Origin of the sequence: Halomonas rhizosphaerae, assembly GCF_030012485.1 — a bacterium.
GTDB classification, from domain to species: domain Bacteria; phylum Pseudomonadota; class Gammaproteobacteria; order Pseudomonadales; family Halomonadaceae; genus Halomonas; species Halomonas rhizosphaerae.
Genome location: NZ_JASCQQ010000011.1, coordinates 55,989 through 71,447, shown reverse-complemented (window position 1 = coordinate 71,447; position 15,459 = coordinate 55,989). Strand labels below are relative to the sequence as shown.

Annotated in this window: 14 protein-coding genes and 1 other RNA gene; 7 read left to right on the top strand and 8 right to left on the bottom strand. The window is 67.6% G+C overall.

The window, feature by feature from the left end; genetic code table 11:
* Positions 1–1,450: pyruvate kinase (gene pyk, locus QLQ86_RS05745; protein WP_282816193.1), on the bottom strand; the 1,450-nt coding region annotated here is incomplete at its 3' end.
* Positions 1,451–1,827: 377 nt separating this feature from the next.
* Here pyk and gap point away from each other — a divergent pair.
* Both gap and QLQ86_RS05735 read left to right on the top strand, forming a co-directional pair.
* The gene (gene gap, locus QLQ86_RS05740; RefSeq protein ID WP_282816192.1) at positions 1,828–2,850 is read left to right on the top strand and encodes a type I glyceraldehyde-3-phosphate dehydrogenase; all 1,023 of its coding nucleotides are present in this window, start codon (positions 1,828–1,830) and stop codon (positions 2,848–2,850) included.
* A gap of 112 nt (positions 2,851–2,962) precedes the next feature.
* Positions 2,963–3,709 carry a sulfite exporter TauE/SafE family protein gene (locus QLQ86_RS05735; protein ID WP_282816191.1) on the top strand — a complete coding sequence of 249 codons (747 nt, stop codon included), beginning with the start codon at positions 2,963–2,965 and terminating at the stop codon, positions 3,707–3,709.
* Positions 3,710–3,712: 3 nt separating this feature from the next.
* Here the strand turns inward: QLQ86_RS05735 and QLQ86_RS05730 are convergent, their stop codons facing one another.
* The 5 genes from QLQ86_RS05730 to smpB all read right to left on the bottom strand — a co-directional run bounded on the left by QLQ86_RS05730 (position 3,713) and on the right by smpB (position 8,760).
* Positions 3,713–5,005, bottom strand: a complete 1,293-nt coding sequence (locus QLQ86_RS05730) for an aspartate kinase (protein WP_282816190.1) — start codon at positions 5,003–5,005, stop codon at positions 3,713–3,715.
* A gap of 148 nt (positions 5,006–5,153) precedes the next feature.
* Positions 5,154–6,326 (bottom strand): carboxynorspermidine decarboxylase, encoded by a 1,173-nt coding sequence (gene nspC, locus QLQ86_RS05725; protein ID WP_282816189.1) that lies wholly within the window; start codon positions 6,324–6,326, stop codon positions 5,154–5,156.
* A 7-nt stretch (positions 6,327–6,333) separates the two neighbouring features.
* On the bottom strand, positions 6,334–7,533 hold the full coding sequence (locus QLQ86_RS05720; RefSeq protein WP_282816188.1) for a saccharopine dehydrogenase family protein: 1,200 nt from the start codon (positions 7,531–7,533) through the stop codon (positions 6,334–6,336).
* A 315-nt stretch (positions 7,534–7,848) separates the two neighbouring features.
* Positions 7,849–8,228, bottom strand: a transfer-messenger RNA (tmRNA) gene (gene ssrA / locus QLQ86_RS05715).
* Between the two features lie 40 nt (positions 8,229–8,268).
* Positions 8,269–8,760 (bottom strand): SsrA-binding protein SmpB, encoded by a 492-nt coding sequence (gene smpB / locus QLQ86_RS05710; RefSeq protein WP_282736854.1) that lies wholly within the window; start codon positions 8,758–8,760, stop codon positions 8,269–8,271.
* Between the two features lie 128 nt (positions 8,761–8,888).
* On the opposite strand from smpB, the gene QLQ86_RS05705 reads away from it, so the two are divergent.
* Both QLQ86_RS05705 and QLQ86_RS05700 read left to right on the top strand, forming a co-directional pair.
* Entirely contained in the window at positions 8,889–9,323 is a 435-nt protein-coding gene (locus tag QLQ86_RS05705) for a type II toxin-antitoxin system RatA family toxin (RefSeq protein ID WP_106232298.1), read from the top strand.
* Positions 9,313–9,633, top strand: a complete 321-nt coding sequence (locus tag QLQ86_RS05700) for an RnfH family protein (protein ID WP_282816187.1) — start codon at positions 9,313–9,315, stop codon at positions 9,631–9,633. Before QLQ86_RS05705 ends, QLQ86_RS05700 begins: the two co-directional genes overlap by 11 nt.
* Before the next feature lie 43 nt (positions 9,634–9,676).
* Here the strand turns inward: QLQ86_RS05700 and QLQ86_RS05695 are convergent, their stop codons facing one another.
* The gene (locus QLQ86_RS05695) at positions 9,677–10,135 is read right to left on the bottom strand and encodes an outer membrane protein assembly factor BamE (RefSeq protein ID WP_282816186.1); all 459 of its coding nucleotides are present in this window, start codon (positions 10,133–10,135) and stop codon (positions 9,677–9,679) included.
* Positions 10,136–10,207: 72 nt separating this feature from the next.
* Here QLQ86_RS05695 and fur point away from each other — a divergent pair, with 72 nt between their 5' ends.
* Positions 10,208–10,654 carry a ferric iron uptake transcriptional regulator gene (gene fur / locus QLQ86_RS05690; protein WP_106232295.1) on the top strand — a complete coding sequence of 149 codons (447 nt, stop codon included), beginning with the start codon at positions 10,208–10,210 and terminating at the stop codon, positions 10,652–10,654.
* Positions 10,655–10,748: 94 nt separating this feature from the next.
* Here the strand turns inward: fur and recN are convergent, their stop codons facing one another.
* The gene (recN, locus tag QLQ86_RS05685) at positions 10,749–12,422 is read right to left on the bottom strand and encodes a DNA repair protein RecN (RefSeq protein WP_282816185.1); all 1,674 of its coding nucleotides are present in this window, start codon (positions 12,420–12,422) and stop codon (positions 10,749–10,751) included.
* A gap of 267 nt (positions 12,423–12,689) precedes the next feature.
* Here recN and grpE point away from each other — a divergent pair, with 267 nt between their 5' ends.
* Positions 12,690–13,319: a nucleotide exchange factor GrpE gene (gene grpE / locus QLQ86_RS05680; protein WP_282736850.1), complete on the top strand. Its 630-nt coding sequence runs from the start codon at positions 12,690–12,692 to the stop codon at positions 13,317–13,319.
* Between the two features lie 124 nt (positions 13,320–13,443).
* The gene (gene dnaK, locus QLQ86_RS05675; RefSeq protein ID WP_282736849.1) at positions 13,444–15,372 is read left to right on the top strand and encodes a molecular chaperone DnaK; all 1,929 of its coding nucleotides are present in this window, start codon (positions 13,444–13,446) and stop codon (positions 15,370–15,372) included.
* The last annotated feature ends 87 nt before the right edge of the window (positions 15,373–15,459 follow it).

Sequence of the window (15,459 nt, the reverse complement as noted above, 5' to 3'; positions counted from 1 at the left end):
CGAGGATCTTCAGGGTATTGGTGCCGCCATGGGCGTTCATGTGGTCGCCCCGGGTGAGGATCACGTGGTCGCCGGGCTCGGCGATGCCCTGCTCCACCAGTCGCTGCAGCGCCCGGTCGTTGAGCTCGGCGGCCGACATCTCGCTGGTGTCGAAGGGCAGCGAGACCACCCCGCGATAGAGCGCCATACGCCGCTGGGCCACCGGGTTGTGGGCCAGGCCGACGATGGGCAGCCCCGAGCTGATGCGCGAGGCGATCAGCGGCGTGTAGCCGGAGGCGGTCATGCAGGCGATGGCGGCGACCCCGGCGAGGTGGTTGGCGGCGTACATGGCGGAGAGCGCGATGGTCTCGTCGATCTGCGAGAAGCCCTCATGGATGCGGTGGCCGGACTCCTGGATGCGCCGCTCGCGCTCGGCGCCCAGGCAGACCCGGTCCATGGCCGCGACGGTCTCCACCGGGAAGTCGCCGGCGGCGGTCTCGGCGGAGAGCATCACCGCATCGGTGCCGTCGAGCACCGCGTTGGCGACGTCGAACACCTCGGCGCGGGTGGGCAGCGGGGCCTCGATCATCGACTCCATCATCTGGGTGGCGGTGATCACCGCGCGGTTGAGCGTGCGGGCGTGCTTGATGATGCGCTTCTGGGTGCCGATCAGCGCGGCGTCGCCGATCTCCACGCCCAGGTCGCCGCGCGCCACCATCACCGCCTCGCTGGCGCGGATGATGGCGTCCAGCGTCTCGTCGTCGGCCACCGCCTCGGCGCGCTCCAGCTTGGCCACCAGGCCGATCTCGCGGCCGGCCTCGCCGAGCCGCTCGCGGGCCTCGACCATGTCGGCGGCGCTGCGCGGGAAGGAGATCGCCAGGTAGTCGACGCCGATCGCCACGGCGGTCTCCAGGTCGGCCTTGTCCTTGTCGGTCAGCGCCGGGGCCGAGAGGCCGCCGCCCTGCTTGTTGATGCCCTTGTTGTTGGAGAGCGTACCGCCCACCACCACGCTGGTGTGGATCAGGTGGTCGGCGACCCGGTTGACGTCGAGCACCACCCGGCCGTCGTCGAGCAGCAGGCGGTCGCCGGGGCCGACGTCGTCGGCCAGGGTCTTGTAGTCGCAGCCGACGCGGGTCTCGTCGCCCTGGTCGCTGCCCAGGCCCATGTCGAGGATGAAGGACTGCCCCTCCTCGAGTTCCACGGCGCCCGCCTTGAAGCGGGCGATGCGGATCTTGGGGCCCTGGAGGTCGCCCAGGGCGGCGACGCTGCGCCCCAGGCGGTCGGCGATGGCGCGGACCCGTTCGAGGCGGCGGCGGTGGTCATCGGGGCTGCCGTGGGAGAAGTTGAGGCGCACCACGTCGACGCCGGCCTCGAGCATCGCCTCGAGGACCCCCTCCCGGTCGCTGGCCGGGCCCAGGGTGGCGACGATCTTGGTGCGACGGATGGGGGTGTGCAGTGGGGTGGTCGACATGTCGTGCTCCTCCGGTGGACGCGGGTTGTTATCCGTTCACGATAACGTCTTCAAGGTAAGTTTACTACATTGTGGTCTATATTGAGCCTTCCCTCAGGCCCCGACGACAGGCCATTCTGCGAGGTTTGGCTATCCGATGTGCGGGATATTCGTGGTGTTCCGGCGTCAGAGTGAAATTCTATATGTTGTAAAGTTACTAAAAATTGCTTGAGCCCCGGCCAGGACTGGTCCACATTATGGGGCAGATGACACGTGGCCCACCGCGCAGGGATGAAGATCGCGCAGGCACGATGCGAGCCGGGCGCCCGCCTGGACTCTCTTGCCCATCGGCTCCGCCACGACCCATAGAACGCTACTGGACCGAGGAGAACAACGCCATGACGCTCAAGATCGCCATCAACGGTTTCGGCCGCATTGGTCGCAACGTGCTGCGTGCCCTGTACGAGAACGGCTATCGCAACCGCGTGCAGGTGGTCGCCATCAACGACCTCGGCGACCCGTCGCTGAATGCGCATCTGCTGCGCCATGACACCGTGCACGGTCACTTCCCCTTCGCCGTCGAGCACGACGAGGAGAGCATGACCGTGGATGGCCAGCGCATCGCCATCCTCTCCGAGCGGGACCCGGCGGCGCTGCCCTGGGCGGCCCTGGGCGTGGACCTGGTGATGGAGTGCACCGGCCTGTTCACCAAGCGCGAGGCCGCCGCCAAGCACCTCGCGGCCGGCGCCGAGCGTGTGCTGATCTCGGCGCCGAGCCCCGATGCCGACGCCACCGTGGTGTACGGCGTCAACGAGGACGTGCTTACGCCCGAACACAAGGTGGTCTCCAACGCCTCCTGCACCACCAACTGCCTGGCCCCGGTGGCCCAGGCGCTCCACGAGGCGGTGGGCATCGAGAACGGCCTGATGACCACGGTGCACGCCTACACCAATGACCAGAACCTCTCCGATGTCTATCACAAGGATCCCTACCGGGCGCGCAGCGCGACCCACTCGATGATCCCTACCAAGACCGGCGCCGCCGCCGCGGTGGGCCTGGTGCTGCCGGCGCTCAAGGGCAAGTTCGACGGCCTGGCCGTGCGCGTGCCGGTGATCAACGTCTCGCTGGTCGACCTGGTGTTCACCGCCGGTCGCGAGACCACCAAGGAAGAGATCAACGAGATCGTGGCCAGCGCCGCCGAGGCCTCCCCGGTGCTGGCGGTCAACGCCCAGCCGCTGGTCTCTATCGACTTCAACCACGATGCCCACTCCTCGACCTTCGATGCCAACCACACCCGGGTGAACGGTCGCCTGGTCAAGGTGATGGCCTGGTACGACAACGAGTGGGGCTTCTCCAATCGCATGCTGGATACCGCCCTGGCCATGCACGTGGCCGCCGGACGCAAGCGCGACGCCGCCTGATACCCGGCCGTCCCTGACGGCCACCCCCGCGCCGCGCGGTATCATGACGCCGGGCCACCACCGTGGCCCGGCGTCGTCTCGTTCACGGATGGATGAAACCCAAGGAAGGCCCATGTCGCTCCCCGACTACTCCTGGCTGGCCTGGACCCTCATCGTGGTGTCCACCTACCTGACCGGTGTCTCCAAGGGGGGATTCGCCGGCGGCTTCGGCACTCTCTCGGTGCCGCTGATGGCGCTCGCCATCGGCCCCGTCGAGGCGGCCGGGCTGCTGCTGCCGCTGCTGCTGGTGATGGATGCCTTCACGGTGAAGGCCTGGTGGGGGCATCACGACCGCGCCGAGGTGCGCCGCGTGCTTCCGGGGCTGGCCATCGGGGTGGTCATCGGCACCCTGCTGATCGGTCGCCTGGACGAGGATGGCGTGCGCCTGCTGCTCGGCGTGATCTCCCTGCTGTTCGCCGCCTACATGCTGCTCAAGCCCAGCGCGGGGCGTCCCCTCTCGACCCGCTGGGCGCTGCCGGCCGGGGTCGGCTGCGGCTTCACCAGCTTCCTGGCCCATGCCGGGGCACCGCCGCTCAACCTCTACCTGGTTCCCCGGCGGCTGAGCAAGCAGGCCTTCATCGCCACCAGCGCGATCCTCTTCGCCGCGGTCAACCTGATGAAGCTGCCGCCCTACCTGTGGCTCGGCGAGATCAACCTGACCAGCGCCGGGGCATCGCTGGTGCTGGTGCCGGTGGCCTGGGCCGGGGTGCGCAGTGGCCTGTGGCTGCAGCACCGGGTCAGCGAACGCCTCTTCTACCGGCTGGTGATCCTGGCCATGGCCATCGTCGGCGTGCAGCTGCTGGTTCGGGCGCTGGGCTGAGCCTCAGGTCGGGATATGCCAGGTCCCCCGGCACTGGCTGCCGGGAAAGAGCCGCTGGGCGGTGTCGGCGTTGCGTCGTTCGGCGAGGCTGTCGCGTCCGGCACCTAGGGCCGCCAGCAACGCGTCGTCGGCATGGCGCACGGTGAGCAGGGTCAGGTCGTCCCGGCGCTCCACCGCATAGTCGGCACACAGCGACGCGACCAGCGGCTCGAGGCGCTCGGGATGTCCATCCAGGCAGAGCGAGAGGCGCATGGCCCCGGTGTCGACCAGACCGGCATGCAGCCCGGCCTCCACCAGTCGGCCGAGGATGTCGTGCTGGCGGGCCTCGTCCATGAAGGCGAAGTCCCGGGGGCGGACCTCCAGCAGCGTCTGCGCTTCGCGCAGGACCAGGGAGGGCGTCTGGGTGTCGAACCGGGTGTCCCGGCCGATGGTGCTGGGCGGCGCCTCGAGGTCCTGGAAGGAGCGTACCGTCAGCGGGATCGCCTTCTGCTGCAGCGGCCCCAGGGTCTTGGGGTGGATCACCTTGGCACCGTGCCAGGCCAGCTCGATGGCCTCGCGGTAGGAGATCCGCTCGAGCTGCACCGCGTTGTCGAAGCGTCGCGGGTCTGCATTGAAGAGCCCCGTCACGTCCTTCCAGACGGTGACCTCCTCCGCCTGGAGGCAGTGGGCGAGGATCGCCGCGCTGTAGTCGGAGCCCTCGCGGCCCAGGGTGGTCGAGATGCCCTCGGCGGTGCCGCCGATGAAGCCCTGGGTGACCCGGATCCTGTCGTCTGCCGCCAGGCCGCGCACCTTCTCGGCGGTGGCCTGCCAGTCGACGTTGGCCGCCTGGTGGCAGTCGTCGGTGACCACCAGCTCCCGGGCATCGAGCCACTCGGTCGCCATGCCGGCCTCCTCCAGCCAGGCGCTGACGATGGTGGTGGAGAGCAACTCGCCGAAGCAGACGGTCTGGTCGTAGTGGAAGGGGCGCTCGCGGCCCGCATGGCGGCGATGGCGGCGGTCGAGCTCGGTGATCAGCGCCTCGACCCGCTCGGCCACGGGGCCGGTCCTGGCGCCGAACAGGCTCTCCACCGCGGCCAGGTGGTCGCGGCGCAGGGTCTCGAGGCGGTCGCGATAGTCATCCGCCTCGCCCTCCCGTGCCGCGGCCAGCAGCGCCTCCAGGGCATTGGTGGTCTTGCCCATGGCCGAGACCACCATGATCAGGGGACGTGACCGGAAACGGGCCAGCAGCTCGCCCAGTCGACGGATGGCCGCGGCGTCCTGGATCGAGGCACCGCCGAACTTGAAGACCTGGGTCATCCGAATCCTCCCGCCGTTCACTGTGGTGACTGCTGCTACCTTGCGTGAAATCGCCGCCCGGGGAAAGGGCGTGGTCGGCCGGCGACACGACCAGAACAGGCACCCTCGGGTGCCTGTCGTGTAGTGCCTGTCGAGTCCTTGGTGGGCGTCAGCTCAGCCGCTGCCGGTAGTCCTCGTAGCCGAAGCGCTTCACCGTGCGCACCTCGCGGCTGGCCTCGTCGATCCGGCAGATCGACGGCAGGCGCATGCCGTTGAAGGTGGTGGTCTTCACCATGGTGTAGTGGGCCATGTCGGTGAACACCAGGCGGTCGCCGATCGCAAGCGGGGCGTCGAAGCTGTACTCGCCCACCACGTCGCCGGCCAGGCAGGTCAGCCCGCCCAGCCGATAGGTATGGGCTTTCTCGCCGGGCTCGCCGGCGCCGATGATTTCGGGCCGGTAGGGCATCTCCAGCACGTCGGGCATGTGCGCCGTGGCCGAGGTGTCGAGGATGGCGATGGCGCCGTCGTTCTCGACGATGTCCAGCACGCTGCACACCAGGTACCCGGTGTTGAGCGCGATCGCCTCGCCGGGCTCCAGGTAGACCTCGAGGTGCGGGTGGCGTGCCTTGAAGTCGCGAACCAGCCGCACCAGCCGCTCCACGTCATAATCCTCGCGGGTTATGTGGTGGCCGCCGCCGAAGTTCACCCACTTCCTGCCGGCGAGATGCCGACCGAAGCGCTCCTCGAAGGCGGCCAGGGTGTGCTCCAGGGCGTCGCTGTTCTGCTCGCACAGGGTGTGGAAATGCAGGCCCTCCAGGCCGGCGAGGTCCACGCCCTCCAGGTCCACGGCCCGGGTGCCCAGCCGTGAGCCGGGGGCGCAGGGGTCGTAGAGCGCCACCTTGCCCTCGGAGTACTCCGGGTTGACCCGCAGGCCACAGGAGACCCGCCGCGGCGCCTGGGCCACCAGCTCGCGGAAGCGCTGCCACTGGGCCGGAGAGTTGAAGCTGAGGTGGTCCGCATACTGCAGCACCACCGCCATCTCCGCCTCGCTGAAGGCCGGCGAGTAGCAGTGGACCTCACCGCCGAAGGTCTCGGCACCCAACTGCGCCTCGTCCTGGCCGCTCGCCGTGGTGCCCACCAGGTACTGGCGGACCAGCGGAAAGGTGTCCCACATGGCGAAGCCCTTCAGCGCCAGCAGGATGCGCGCGCCGCTCTGGTCCTGGACCCGCCGCAGCAGCTCCAGGTTACGGCGCAGCAGGGCGTCGTCCACCACGTAGGCGGGCGACGGACAGGCCCCAATATCGAAGGGGTAAGCATCGAACGGATAGGCGATCTGGCTCATGTCGTGCTCAGGCCAGCGGGTCGGCATCGGGGTCGAGCTCGACCATCTGCCAGGGCAGGCCCATGTCACCGATACGCTCCATGAAGGGGTCCGGGTCGAGCTGCTCGACGTTGAACACGCCGTCGCCCTTCCACAGGCCCTCGAGCATCAGCATGGCGCCGGTGACCGCCGGGACGCCGGTGGTGTAGGAGATCGCCTGGGACTGCACCTCGGCGTAGCACTTCTCGTGGTCGCAGATGTTGTAGATGTGCACCTTGCGCCGCTTGCCGTCCTTGATGCCGTCGAGGATCACGCCGATGTTGGTCTTGCCCTTGGTGCGCGGGCCGAGCGAGGCCGGGTCCGGCAGCACCGCCTTGAGGAACTGCAGCGGCGTGATCTCGCGGCCCTCGAACTCGATCGGCTCGATGCTGGTCATGCCGACGTTCTCGAGCACCTTGAGGTGGGTGATGTACTTCTCGGAGAAGGTCATCCAGAAGCGGATGCGCTTCAGGCCCTTGATGTTCTGGCTGAGGGACTCGAGCTCCTCGTGGTAGAGCAGGTAGAGGTCCTTCTCGCCGATGCCGTCGAAGTCGAAGGTACGCTTCTCGGCCAGCGGCGCGGTTTCCTTCCACTCGCCCTCTTCCCAGTAGCGGCCGTTGGCGGTGATCTCGCGGATGTTGATCTCGGGATTGAAGTTGGTGGCGAACGGATAGCCGTGGTCGCCGCCGTTGGCATCCAGGATGTCGATGCGGTGGATCTCGTCGAACAGGTTCTTCTGGCCCCAGGCGCAGTAGATGTTGGTCATGCCCGGGTCGAAGCCGCAGCCCAGGGTGGCCATGTTGCCGGCCTTGGCGTAGCGCTCCTGGAAGGCCCACTGCTCCTTGTACTCGAACTTGGCCTCGTCCGGGTGCTCGTAGTTGGCGGTGTCCAGATAGGGCACGCCGGTGCGCAGGCAGGCCTCCATGATGGTCAGGTCCTGATAGGGCAGGGCCACGTGGATCAGCACGTCGGGCTGGAACGACTCGATCAGCGCAACCAGTGCCTCGACGTCGTCGGCATCGACCTCGGCGGTCTGGATGGGGCGCTCCAGCTGGGCCGCGATGGCGCGGCACTTGGCCTGGTTGCGGCTGGCCAGGCAGATCTCGCTGAACACCTCGGGATGCTGGGCGCACTTGTGGGTGACGACACCGCCGACGCCGCCGGCGCCGATAATCAGGACTTTGCTCATGGGGGTTCGAATCCAGATCGGGAAAATATCAACAATGGTAGGGTCTTATCGGTAATTGGAGCGCCTTGGCGCGTCCGGACCCGATGCCACCCCGGTCTCACTCTCGCCTGGCCGGTCGCATGGGCCGGCGAGTGGGCGCTGATAATGGCGCCCCCTGAGGCTGGTCGCAAGAGGTTTTCGCGTCAAGGCTAAGACGAAAGTCGGGGCCGGGATGGGCCGTTTCACGAGCCATGTGCAGGTCGACGGGCGGGCGAGGCAGGACCGGTTGGCCGGAAACGAAAAAAGCGCCCGTAGGCGCTTGATTCGTCGACTGTTTGGTGGAGGCGGCGGGAATTGAACCCGCGTCCGCCGGCACTCACCCATTGGCTCTACATGCTTAGTTTCGTCTTTTGATTTAACGCGACTGGCTCCGACGAGCAGGATCCAGCCACGCGATTCCTCTGAGTTTTAACGACCGGCGAGAGGACACCACCGATCGCGATCCCATCAGTCGTCGCTCGTATCCCCTCCGTGATGAATGGGCACATCACTTCGGGGCCGGGCTAGAAGCTAGCGGCGTTTAAGCTGCCAGCGCGCCCTGAGCGTAGTTGTCGTCGTTTGCGACTATTCAATCGTGATGTTGTATTTACGAGATACATCACGCTCTCGGCATGCACCTCAGGGATTGTCACCGGCGTCGAAACCGTGTCGCCCCCGTAATGCGCATCCTAACAGGATGTGCGGTTCTGTGACACCTCAGGCCTTGGTTTGTTCCCGCATGATGCGACCCTTCTGGCGCTGCCAGTCGCGGTCCTTCTCGGTGGCCCGCTTGTCGTGCAGCTTCTTGCCGGTCACCAGGGCCAGCTCGCACTTCACCCGGTTGTTCTTCCAGTAGAGCTTGAGCGGCACACAGGTATGGCCCTTCTCCTGGGTGCGCGAGAATATCTTGGCGATCTCCTTGCGATGCAGCAGCAGCTTGCGGGTGCGTGTGGGATCCGCCACCTCATGGGTGCTGGCGGTGTTGAGCGGCATGACATGGCTGCCCAGCAGCCAGGCCTCGCCGTTCTTGACCAGGATATAGGTGTCGGTGAGCTGCGCCTTGCCGGCTCGCAGGCTCTTCACTTCCCAGCCGGCCAGCACCAGGCCGGCCTCGAAGGTCTCGTCGATGTGGTACTCGAAGCGAGCCTTCTTGTTCTGGGCGATGACGTTGTTGCCGGGCCCCTTGCTCTTGCCTTTCTTGTTGGCCATGAAACCTCGTGTCCTGTATCTGCCGGTGGCGCTGCCCCTTCGATGTGGGGGGAAGCGTGGTACCATTCAAGGCCTGAAATAACCGCTCATGATACGCCCTGGGCACTGTGAAGTCAGCGGAGAGCTCAATGCCAACGGTCAATCGGTCCGCCATGGTGCGGCACACCCCCAAGGACATGTTCGACCTGGTCAACGACTTCGAGCGCTATCCGGAGTTCCTGCCCGGGTGCCGGCGTGCGCGCCTGCTCGAGCGCGATGACTCGCACCTGATCGGGGAGATGACGCTGGGGCGGGCCGGGATCGAGCAGAGCTTCACCACCCGCAACGACCTGATCGAGCCCGAGCGCATCGAGATGTCGCTGGTCAGCGGCCCCTTCAAGCGCCTGCGGGGGCGCTGGCTGTTCCTGCCCATGGGCGAGCGGGCCTGCAAGGTGAGCCTCGAGCTGGAGTTCGAGTTCGCCAACCGCCTGCTGGGCATGGCCTTCGGCAAGCTCTTCCAGCAGGTGGCCGGCCAGCTGGTGGATTCGTTCACCCGCCGGGCGGACAACCTCTATGGTCGCTAGCACGCCCGCCATGCTCGATGTCGAGGTGGCCTTCGCGCTGCCCGAGCGGCAGCGCATCATTTCGATCGCGGTGCCCGAGGGCTCCACGGCGCGCCAGGCGGTGGCGGTGGCGATGGCGAGGCTGGAGGAGGCGTTTCCCGAGCTGCCCCCGACGACCTTCCGTGAGGCCGACCTGGGCATCTTCGGCAAGCGGCTGCGCGACCCGGACGCCGTGCGGCTACGCGCCGGCGATCGGGTCGAGGTCTATCGCCCGCTGCAGCTCGATCCCAAGGCGGCGCGCAGCGCGCGGGCCGCCCACGAGAAACGTTGACGCCCCGGCGGTTACCGGGGCGCCAGGCGGGGCGGGGACGGGCTCAGAGGCTGTCGGCCGACGTCTCGCCGCCCTGGGGCGTGGTGACGCCGCCGTCCGGTGTGGTCGGCTGGGTGGCGGGACCGCTGCCCTCGACGCTGGGGCCGGCCCCTTGGTCATCGGGCAACTGGATGTCGCCGGAGATATTGCCCTCGCGGTCGATGCCGGCCAGGCGCTCGCCCTGGAAGGTCAGGGTGACCCGGCGCTGCTCCACGCCGCCATAGGCCTCGTCGAGGCGATAGACATAGTCCCACTGGCTGGCATCGAAGGGGGCCTCGAGCAGGGGGCTGCCCATCAGGTCGACCACCTGCTGCCGGCTCATGCCCGGCTGCAGCTGCTCGACCATGGCCTCGGTCACCAGGTTGCCCTGGGGCAGGTCGCGCTTGTACACGCCGAAATAGCTGCAACCGCTGATCATCAGCAGGGCGACGGAAAGGGTGACGATTCTGGTCAGCTTTTGCATTTGCGCCTGTTCTTCACTATCGTGGATTCGGTCGATCATAACCGACCCTACCCGATACTGCGAAGAGCGACCATGGCCGACCAGAACCATGAATTGCGCAAGGCCGGTCTGAAAGTGACCCTGCCGCGCGTCAAGATCCTGCAGATCCTCGAGAATGCCTCCGAGCAGCACCACCTGAGTGCCGAGGACGTCTACAAGACCCTGCTGGATGCGGGCGAGGACGTGGGCCTGGCCACCGTCTATCGCGTGCTGACCCAGTTCGAGTCCGCCGGCCTGGTGATCCGTCACAACTTCGATGGCGGTCATGCGGTCTTCGAGCTCTCCCAGGAGGAGCACCACGACCACATGGTGTGCCTGGAGAGTGGCGAGATCATCGAGTTCTTCGACGAGACCATCGAGCGTCGCCAGCAGGAGATCGCCGAGGAACACGGCTTCGAGCTGGTCGACCATGCGCTGGTGCTCTACGTGAGACCCCGCGGCTCCCGGGCGACCCGCCAGGAAGGCATCCAGAAGAAGTGACCTCGCCCCGCTGACCCCGCCAGGACACGAACGCGGCCCCGATCCTCGGATCGGGGCCGCGTTGCGTCAGGGCCGGGCGCCCGGTGCCGGGCGCTCAGTGGTGGGCGCGCTGGCTGGCGTCGAGCATCTCCCGGGCATGGGCCAGGGTGCGGTCGGAGAGGTTCACCCCGCCCAGCATGCGGGCCAGCTCGCCGACCCGGCCGGCCTCGTCGAGCAGCGCCATGCGGGTCAGGGTGGAGGCCTCGCCGGCCTGCTTCTCGATGTGCAGGTGGTGGTGCGCCTGGGCGGCTACCTGGGGCAGGTGGGTCACGGTCATCACCTGACCGTTGTGGCCGAGCCGGCGCAGCAGCTGGCCGACGATCTCGGCGGTGGCGCCGGAGACGCCCACGTCCACCTCGTCGAAGACCAGGCTGGCGATGGTGGAGTGCTGGGCCGCCACCACCTGGATCGCCAGGCTGATGCGCGAGAGCTCGCCGCCGGAGGCGACCTTGGCCAGCGGCCGTGCCGGCTGGCCAGGGTTGGCGCTGATCAGCATGCGGGCGATCTCGAGCCCCTCGGCGGCCGGGGTCTCGCGGGCCGCCAGCTCGACCTCGAAGGTCGCCTTGTCCATGGCCAGGAAGGCCAGCTGCTCCTGCACTGCCTCGCCGAAGCGGCGGGCGGCCTGCTGGCGGGCCCGGGAGATCACGGTGGCCTGTTCCTGCCAGCGGCGCTTCAGGGTCTCGGCCTCGGCGGCCAGCGCCTCCAGGTCGCCGTCGTCGCCCTCCAGGCCCTCGAGCTCGTCGGCCAGCCGCCGGTGCAGGGCGAGGAGCTCCTCGGGCAGCACATGGTGCTTGCGGGCGATGCGATGCACCTCCCCCAGGCGCGCCTCGACCCAGGCCAGCCGCTCCGGGTCCAGTTCGACGCTGCCGGCGAAATGGCCGAGCTCGCGGCTGGCCTCCTCGACCTGGATGCGCGCATCGCCGAGCATGGCGAGGGTATCGGCCAGGCTGCCGCGCTCGCTGCCCGGCAGTGCCGAGAGGTGCTGGATCGCCTGGTTGAGCAGTGACAGGGCACCACCCTCGTCGCCGTCGCAGCACTCGGCGGCGAACTGGGCCTCGCGCAGCCGCTCTTCGGCGTGGGCCAGCTCCTCCTGCTCCTCTTCGAGCCCCTTGAGCTCGTCCTCGGCCAGGGCCAGCTGGTCGAGTTCCTCGACCTGGTAGCGCAGCAGCTGGCGGCGGGCGCGGATCTCGTCGCCGTCCTCGGCCAGGCGCTCGAGGCGGCGGCGGGTCGCCTGCCAGTCGCGGAAGGCCTGGCGCATCCCGGCTACCTGCTCACGGTGACCGGCGAAGTCGTCGAGCAGGCGCAGGTGGGTCTCCTCGTGCAGCAGCGCCTGGTGGGCATGCTGGCCATGGATCTCGATGAGGTGCTCGCCCAGGGCGCGCAGGTCGGCCACCGTGGCCGGTTGGCCGTTGATCCAGGCCTTGGAGCGCCCGGCCCGGGTGACCACCCGGCGCAGCAGGCAGTCGTCCGTGGGCAGCTCTCGGGCCTCGAGCCAGGCGCGGGCCGCGGGCAGCGCCTGGAGGTCGAAGCGGGCGCTGAGGTCGGCGCGCTCGCGGCCATGGCGCACGCTGGCGCTGTCGGCGCGCTCGCCCAGGCAGAGCCCCAGGGCGCCCAGCAGGATGGACTTGCCGGCCCCCGTCTCGCCGGTGATGGCGGTCATGCCGCCGGAAAGCTCCAGCTCGAGGTGGTCGACGATGGCGAAGTCGCGAATGGCAAGCTCTGTCAGCATGGTGCCTCCCGGGGCCTGTCTGGGAATACTCAGTCTGTAACTGCCTGGGTCTGTAACTGCGCAGTCTGTGACTACTGGTCATCCATACACGTATTGTGCGTTTATACAGTAGTCAAGGGTCGCCCACAATGCACGTCCGGCGTCGTCGCCCGATGACGCCTTGAGTTCGCCACGGCCAGCCCCATATACCCCGCAGACACGCACTCAAGCCATCATTCATGCCTTGCCAGCGGCTTCTGGCCGCTGATTGCCATTCAGGAGACCCACATGGCCAAAGACCCCCAGACCCCGCTGGACGACGAACTCGCTCGCGAAGAGCAGGAAGCCGAGCCGCAGGCCGAGCCCGAGACCGTGGAGGGAGAGCTGGAGGACGCCATCGAGGGCGCCGAGCAGGCCGCCACCGAGGCCCAGGCTGCGGACAATCCCGAGGCCGAGGTGCTGGCCGCCCGTGTCGAGGAGCTCGAGCAGAGCGTCGCCGAGGCCAAGGACCAGGCCATGCGTGCCGCCGCCGAGGCGCAGAACGTGCGCCGCCGGGCGGAGCAGGAGGCCGAGAAGTCGCGCAAGTTCGCCCTCGAGAAGTTCGTCAAGGAACTGCTGCCGGTGGTCGACAGCCTGGAGAAGGCGCTGGACGCCATGCAGGACGGCGCCAGCGAGGCGCACCGCGAGGGCGTCTCCATGACCCTCAAGATGCAGCACGACGTGCTGGCCAAGTTCGGCGTCGAGGTGGTGGAGCCCCACGGCGAGCCCTTCGACCCGCAGTACCACGAGGCCATGGCCATGGTGCCCAACCCCGAGATGGAGCCCAACACCGTCATGGAAGTGATGCAGAAGGGCTACCTGCTCAACGGACGCCTGATACGCCCGGCCATGGTGGTGGTCAGCCAGGCCGCCGGCTGAGGCCGGGCCATACAAAAGCGGCCCTCGGGTCTTGAAAAGGTCTCGAGGGCCCCCAGATAGACGGCAACCCCGCGGTGAAAGCCGCAGACGACGAATTCAACTGCAATAATTTCGAGGATTTCCTATGGGACGCATCATCGGTATTGACCTGGGGACCACCAACTCCTGTGTCGCCGTGCTCGACGGTGACCAGGCCAAGGTGATCGAGAACGCCGAAGGCGCACGCACCACGCCCTCCATCATCGCCTACACCGAAGACGGCGAGATCCTGGTGGGCCAGGCGGCCAAGCGCCAGGCGGTGACCAACCCCGAGAACACCCTGTACGCCATCAAGCGCCTGATCGGCCGTCGCTTCAAGGACGACGTCGTCCAGAAGGACATCAAGATGGTGCCCTACGCCATCTCCGAGGCCGACAACGGTGACGCCTGGGTGGAAGTGAAGGGCAAGAAGCTCGCCCCGCCGCAGGTCAGCGCCGAAGTGCTGAAGAAGATGAAGAAGACCGCGGAAGACTACCTGGGTGAGGAAGTCACCGAGGCGGTCATCACCGTGCCGGCCTACTTCAACGACAGCCAGCGTCAGGCCACCAAGGATGCCGGCCGCATCGCCGGCCTCGAGGTCAAGCGCATCATCAACGAGCCGACCGCGGCGGCCCTGGCCTACGGCATGGACAAGGCGCGCGGCGACAAGACCATCGCCGTCTACGACCTGGGCGGCGGCACCTTCGACATCTCCATCATCGAGGTGGCGGACGTCGACGGCGAGACCCAGTTCGAGGTGCTGGCCACCAACGGCGACACCTTCCTGGGCGGCGAGGACTTCGACCTCAAGCTGATCAACTACCTGGTCGACCAGTTCAAGGCTGACAGCGGCATCGACCTCTCCGGCGACAACCTGGCCATGCAGCGCCTCAAGGAAGCCGCCGAGAAGGCCAAGATCGAGCTCTCCAGCGCCCAGCAGACCGACGTCAACCTGCCGTACATCACGGCCGACAACACCGGTCCCAAGCACCTCAACGTCAAGGTGACCCGCGCCAAGCTGGAATCGCTGGTCGAGGACCTGGTCAAGCGCTCCATGGAGCCGTGCAAGACCGCGCTCAAGGATGCCGGCCTGTCCGCCTCCGAGATCGACGACGTCATCCTGGTCGGCGGTCAGACCCGCATGCCCATGGTGCAGAAGTCCGTGGCCGACTTCTTCGGCAAGGACGCCCGCAAGGACGTCAACCCGGACGAGGCCGTGGCCGTGGGTGCGGCGATCCAGGGCGGCGTGCTGGGCGGCGACGTCAAGGACGTGCTGCTGCTCGACGTCACCCCGCTGACCCTGGGCATCGAGACCCTGGGCGGCGTGATGACTCCGCTGATCGAGAAGAACACCACCATCCCGACCAAGAAGACCCAGACCTTCTCGACCGCGGATGACAACCAGACCGCCGTGACCATCCACGTGCTGCAGGGCGAGCGCAAGCAGGCGGGCGGCAACAAGTCGCTGGGCCGCTTCGACCTGGCCGACATCCCGCCGGCGCCGCGCGGCGTGCCGCAGATCGAGGTCGCCTTCGACCTGGACGCCAACGGCATCCTGCACGTGTCCGCCAAGGACAAGGCCACCGGCAAGGAGCAGTCGATCGTCATCAAGGCCTCCAGCGGCCTCTCCGAGGACGAGATCGAGCAGATGGTCCAGGACGCCGAGGCCCACGCCGACGAGGACAAGAAGTTCGAGGAGCTGGTCCAGCTGCGCAACCAGGCCGACGGCATGGTTCACGCCGCCCGCAAGACCCTCGAGGAGGCCGGCGACAAGGCCAGCGACGAGGAGAAGCAGGCCATCGAGAGCGCCGCCACCGAGCTGGAAGAGGCGATCAAGGGCGACGACAAGGACGACATCCAGGCCAAGCTGGACAAGCTGACCGAGGCCTCCGGCAACCTGGCGCAGAAGATGTACGCCGAGCAGGGCGAGGCTGCCCAGGGCGCCGAGGCCGGCAGCGAGGCTGGCGCCAAGCAGGAAGATGACGTGGTCGACGCCGAGTACGAAGAAGTCAACGACGACCAGAAAAAGCAGTAAACCACGACATCTTAACCACGGATGACGCCAGCGCGGGGGCCTGACTCCCGCGTTGGTGTTTCCGCAGAGTCCCTACGGAGGCGGACA

Bases quoted from the DNA above. Each gene is read 5' to 3' on its own strand.
- grpE (WP_282736850.1), top strand. From the start codon at position 12,690: ATGGCCAAAGACCCCCAGACCCCGCTGGACGACGAACTCGCTCGCGAA.
- gap (WP_282816192.1), top strand. From the start codon at position 1,828: ATGACGCTCAAGATCGCCATCAACGGTTTCGGCCGCATTGGTCGCAAC.
- recN (WP_282816185.1), bottom strand. From the start codon at position 12,422: ATGCTGACAGAGCTTGCCATTCGCGACTTCGCCATCGTCGACCACCTC.
- QLQ86_RS05735 (WP_282816191.1), top strand. From the start codon at position 2,963: ATGTCGCTCCCCGACTACTCCTGGCTGGCCTGGACCCTCATCGTGGTG.
- QLQ86_RS05730 (WP_282816190.1), bottom strand. From the start codon at position 5,005: ATGACCCAGGTCTTCAAGTTCGGCGGTGCCTCGATCCAGGACGCCGCG.
- QLQ86_RS05720 (WP_282816188.1), bottom strand. From the start codon at position 7,533: ATGAGCAAAGTCCTGATTATCGGCGCCGGCGGCGTCGGCGGTGTCGTC.
- smpB (WP_282736854.1), bottom strand. From the start codon at position 8,760: ATGGCCAACAAGAAAGGCAAGAGCAAGGGGCCCGGCAACAACGTCATC.
- dnaK (WP_282736849.1), top strand. From the start codon at position 13,444: ATGGGACGCATCATCGGTATTGACCTGGGGACCACCAACTCCTGTGTC.
- QLQ86_RS05695 (WP_282816186.1), bottom strand. From the start codon at position 10,135: ATGCAAAAGCTGACCAGAATCGTCACCCTTTCCGTCGCCCTGCTGATG.
- QLQ86_RS05705 (WP_106232298.1), top strand. From the start codon at position 8,889: ATGCCAACGGTCAATCGGTCCGCCATGGTGCGGCACACCCCCAAGGAC.
- nspC (WP_282816189.1), bottom strand. From the start codon at position 6,326: ATGAGCCAGATCGCCTATCCGTTCGATGCTTACCCCTTCGATATTGGG.
- QLQ86_RS05700 (WP_282816187.1), top strand. From the start codon at position 9,313: ATGGTCGCTAGCACGCCCGCCATGCTCGATGTCGAGGTGGCCTTCGCG.
- fur (WP_106232295.1), top strand. From the start codon at position 10,208: ATGGCCGACCAGAACCATGAATTGCGCAAGGCCGGTCTGAAAGTGACC.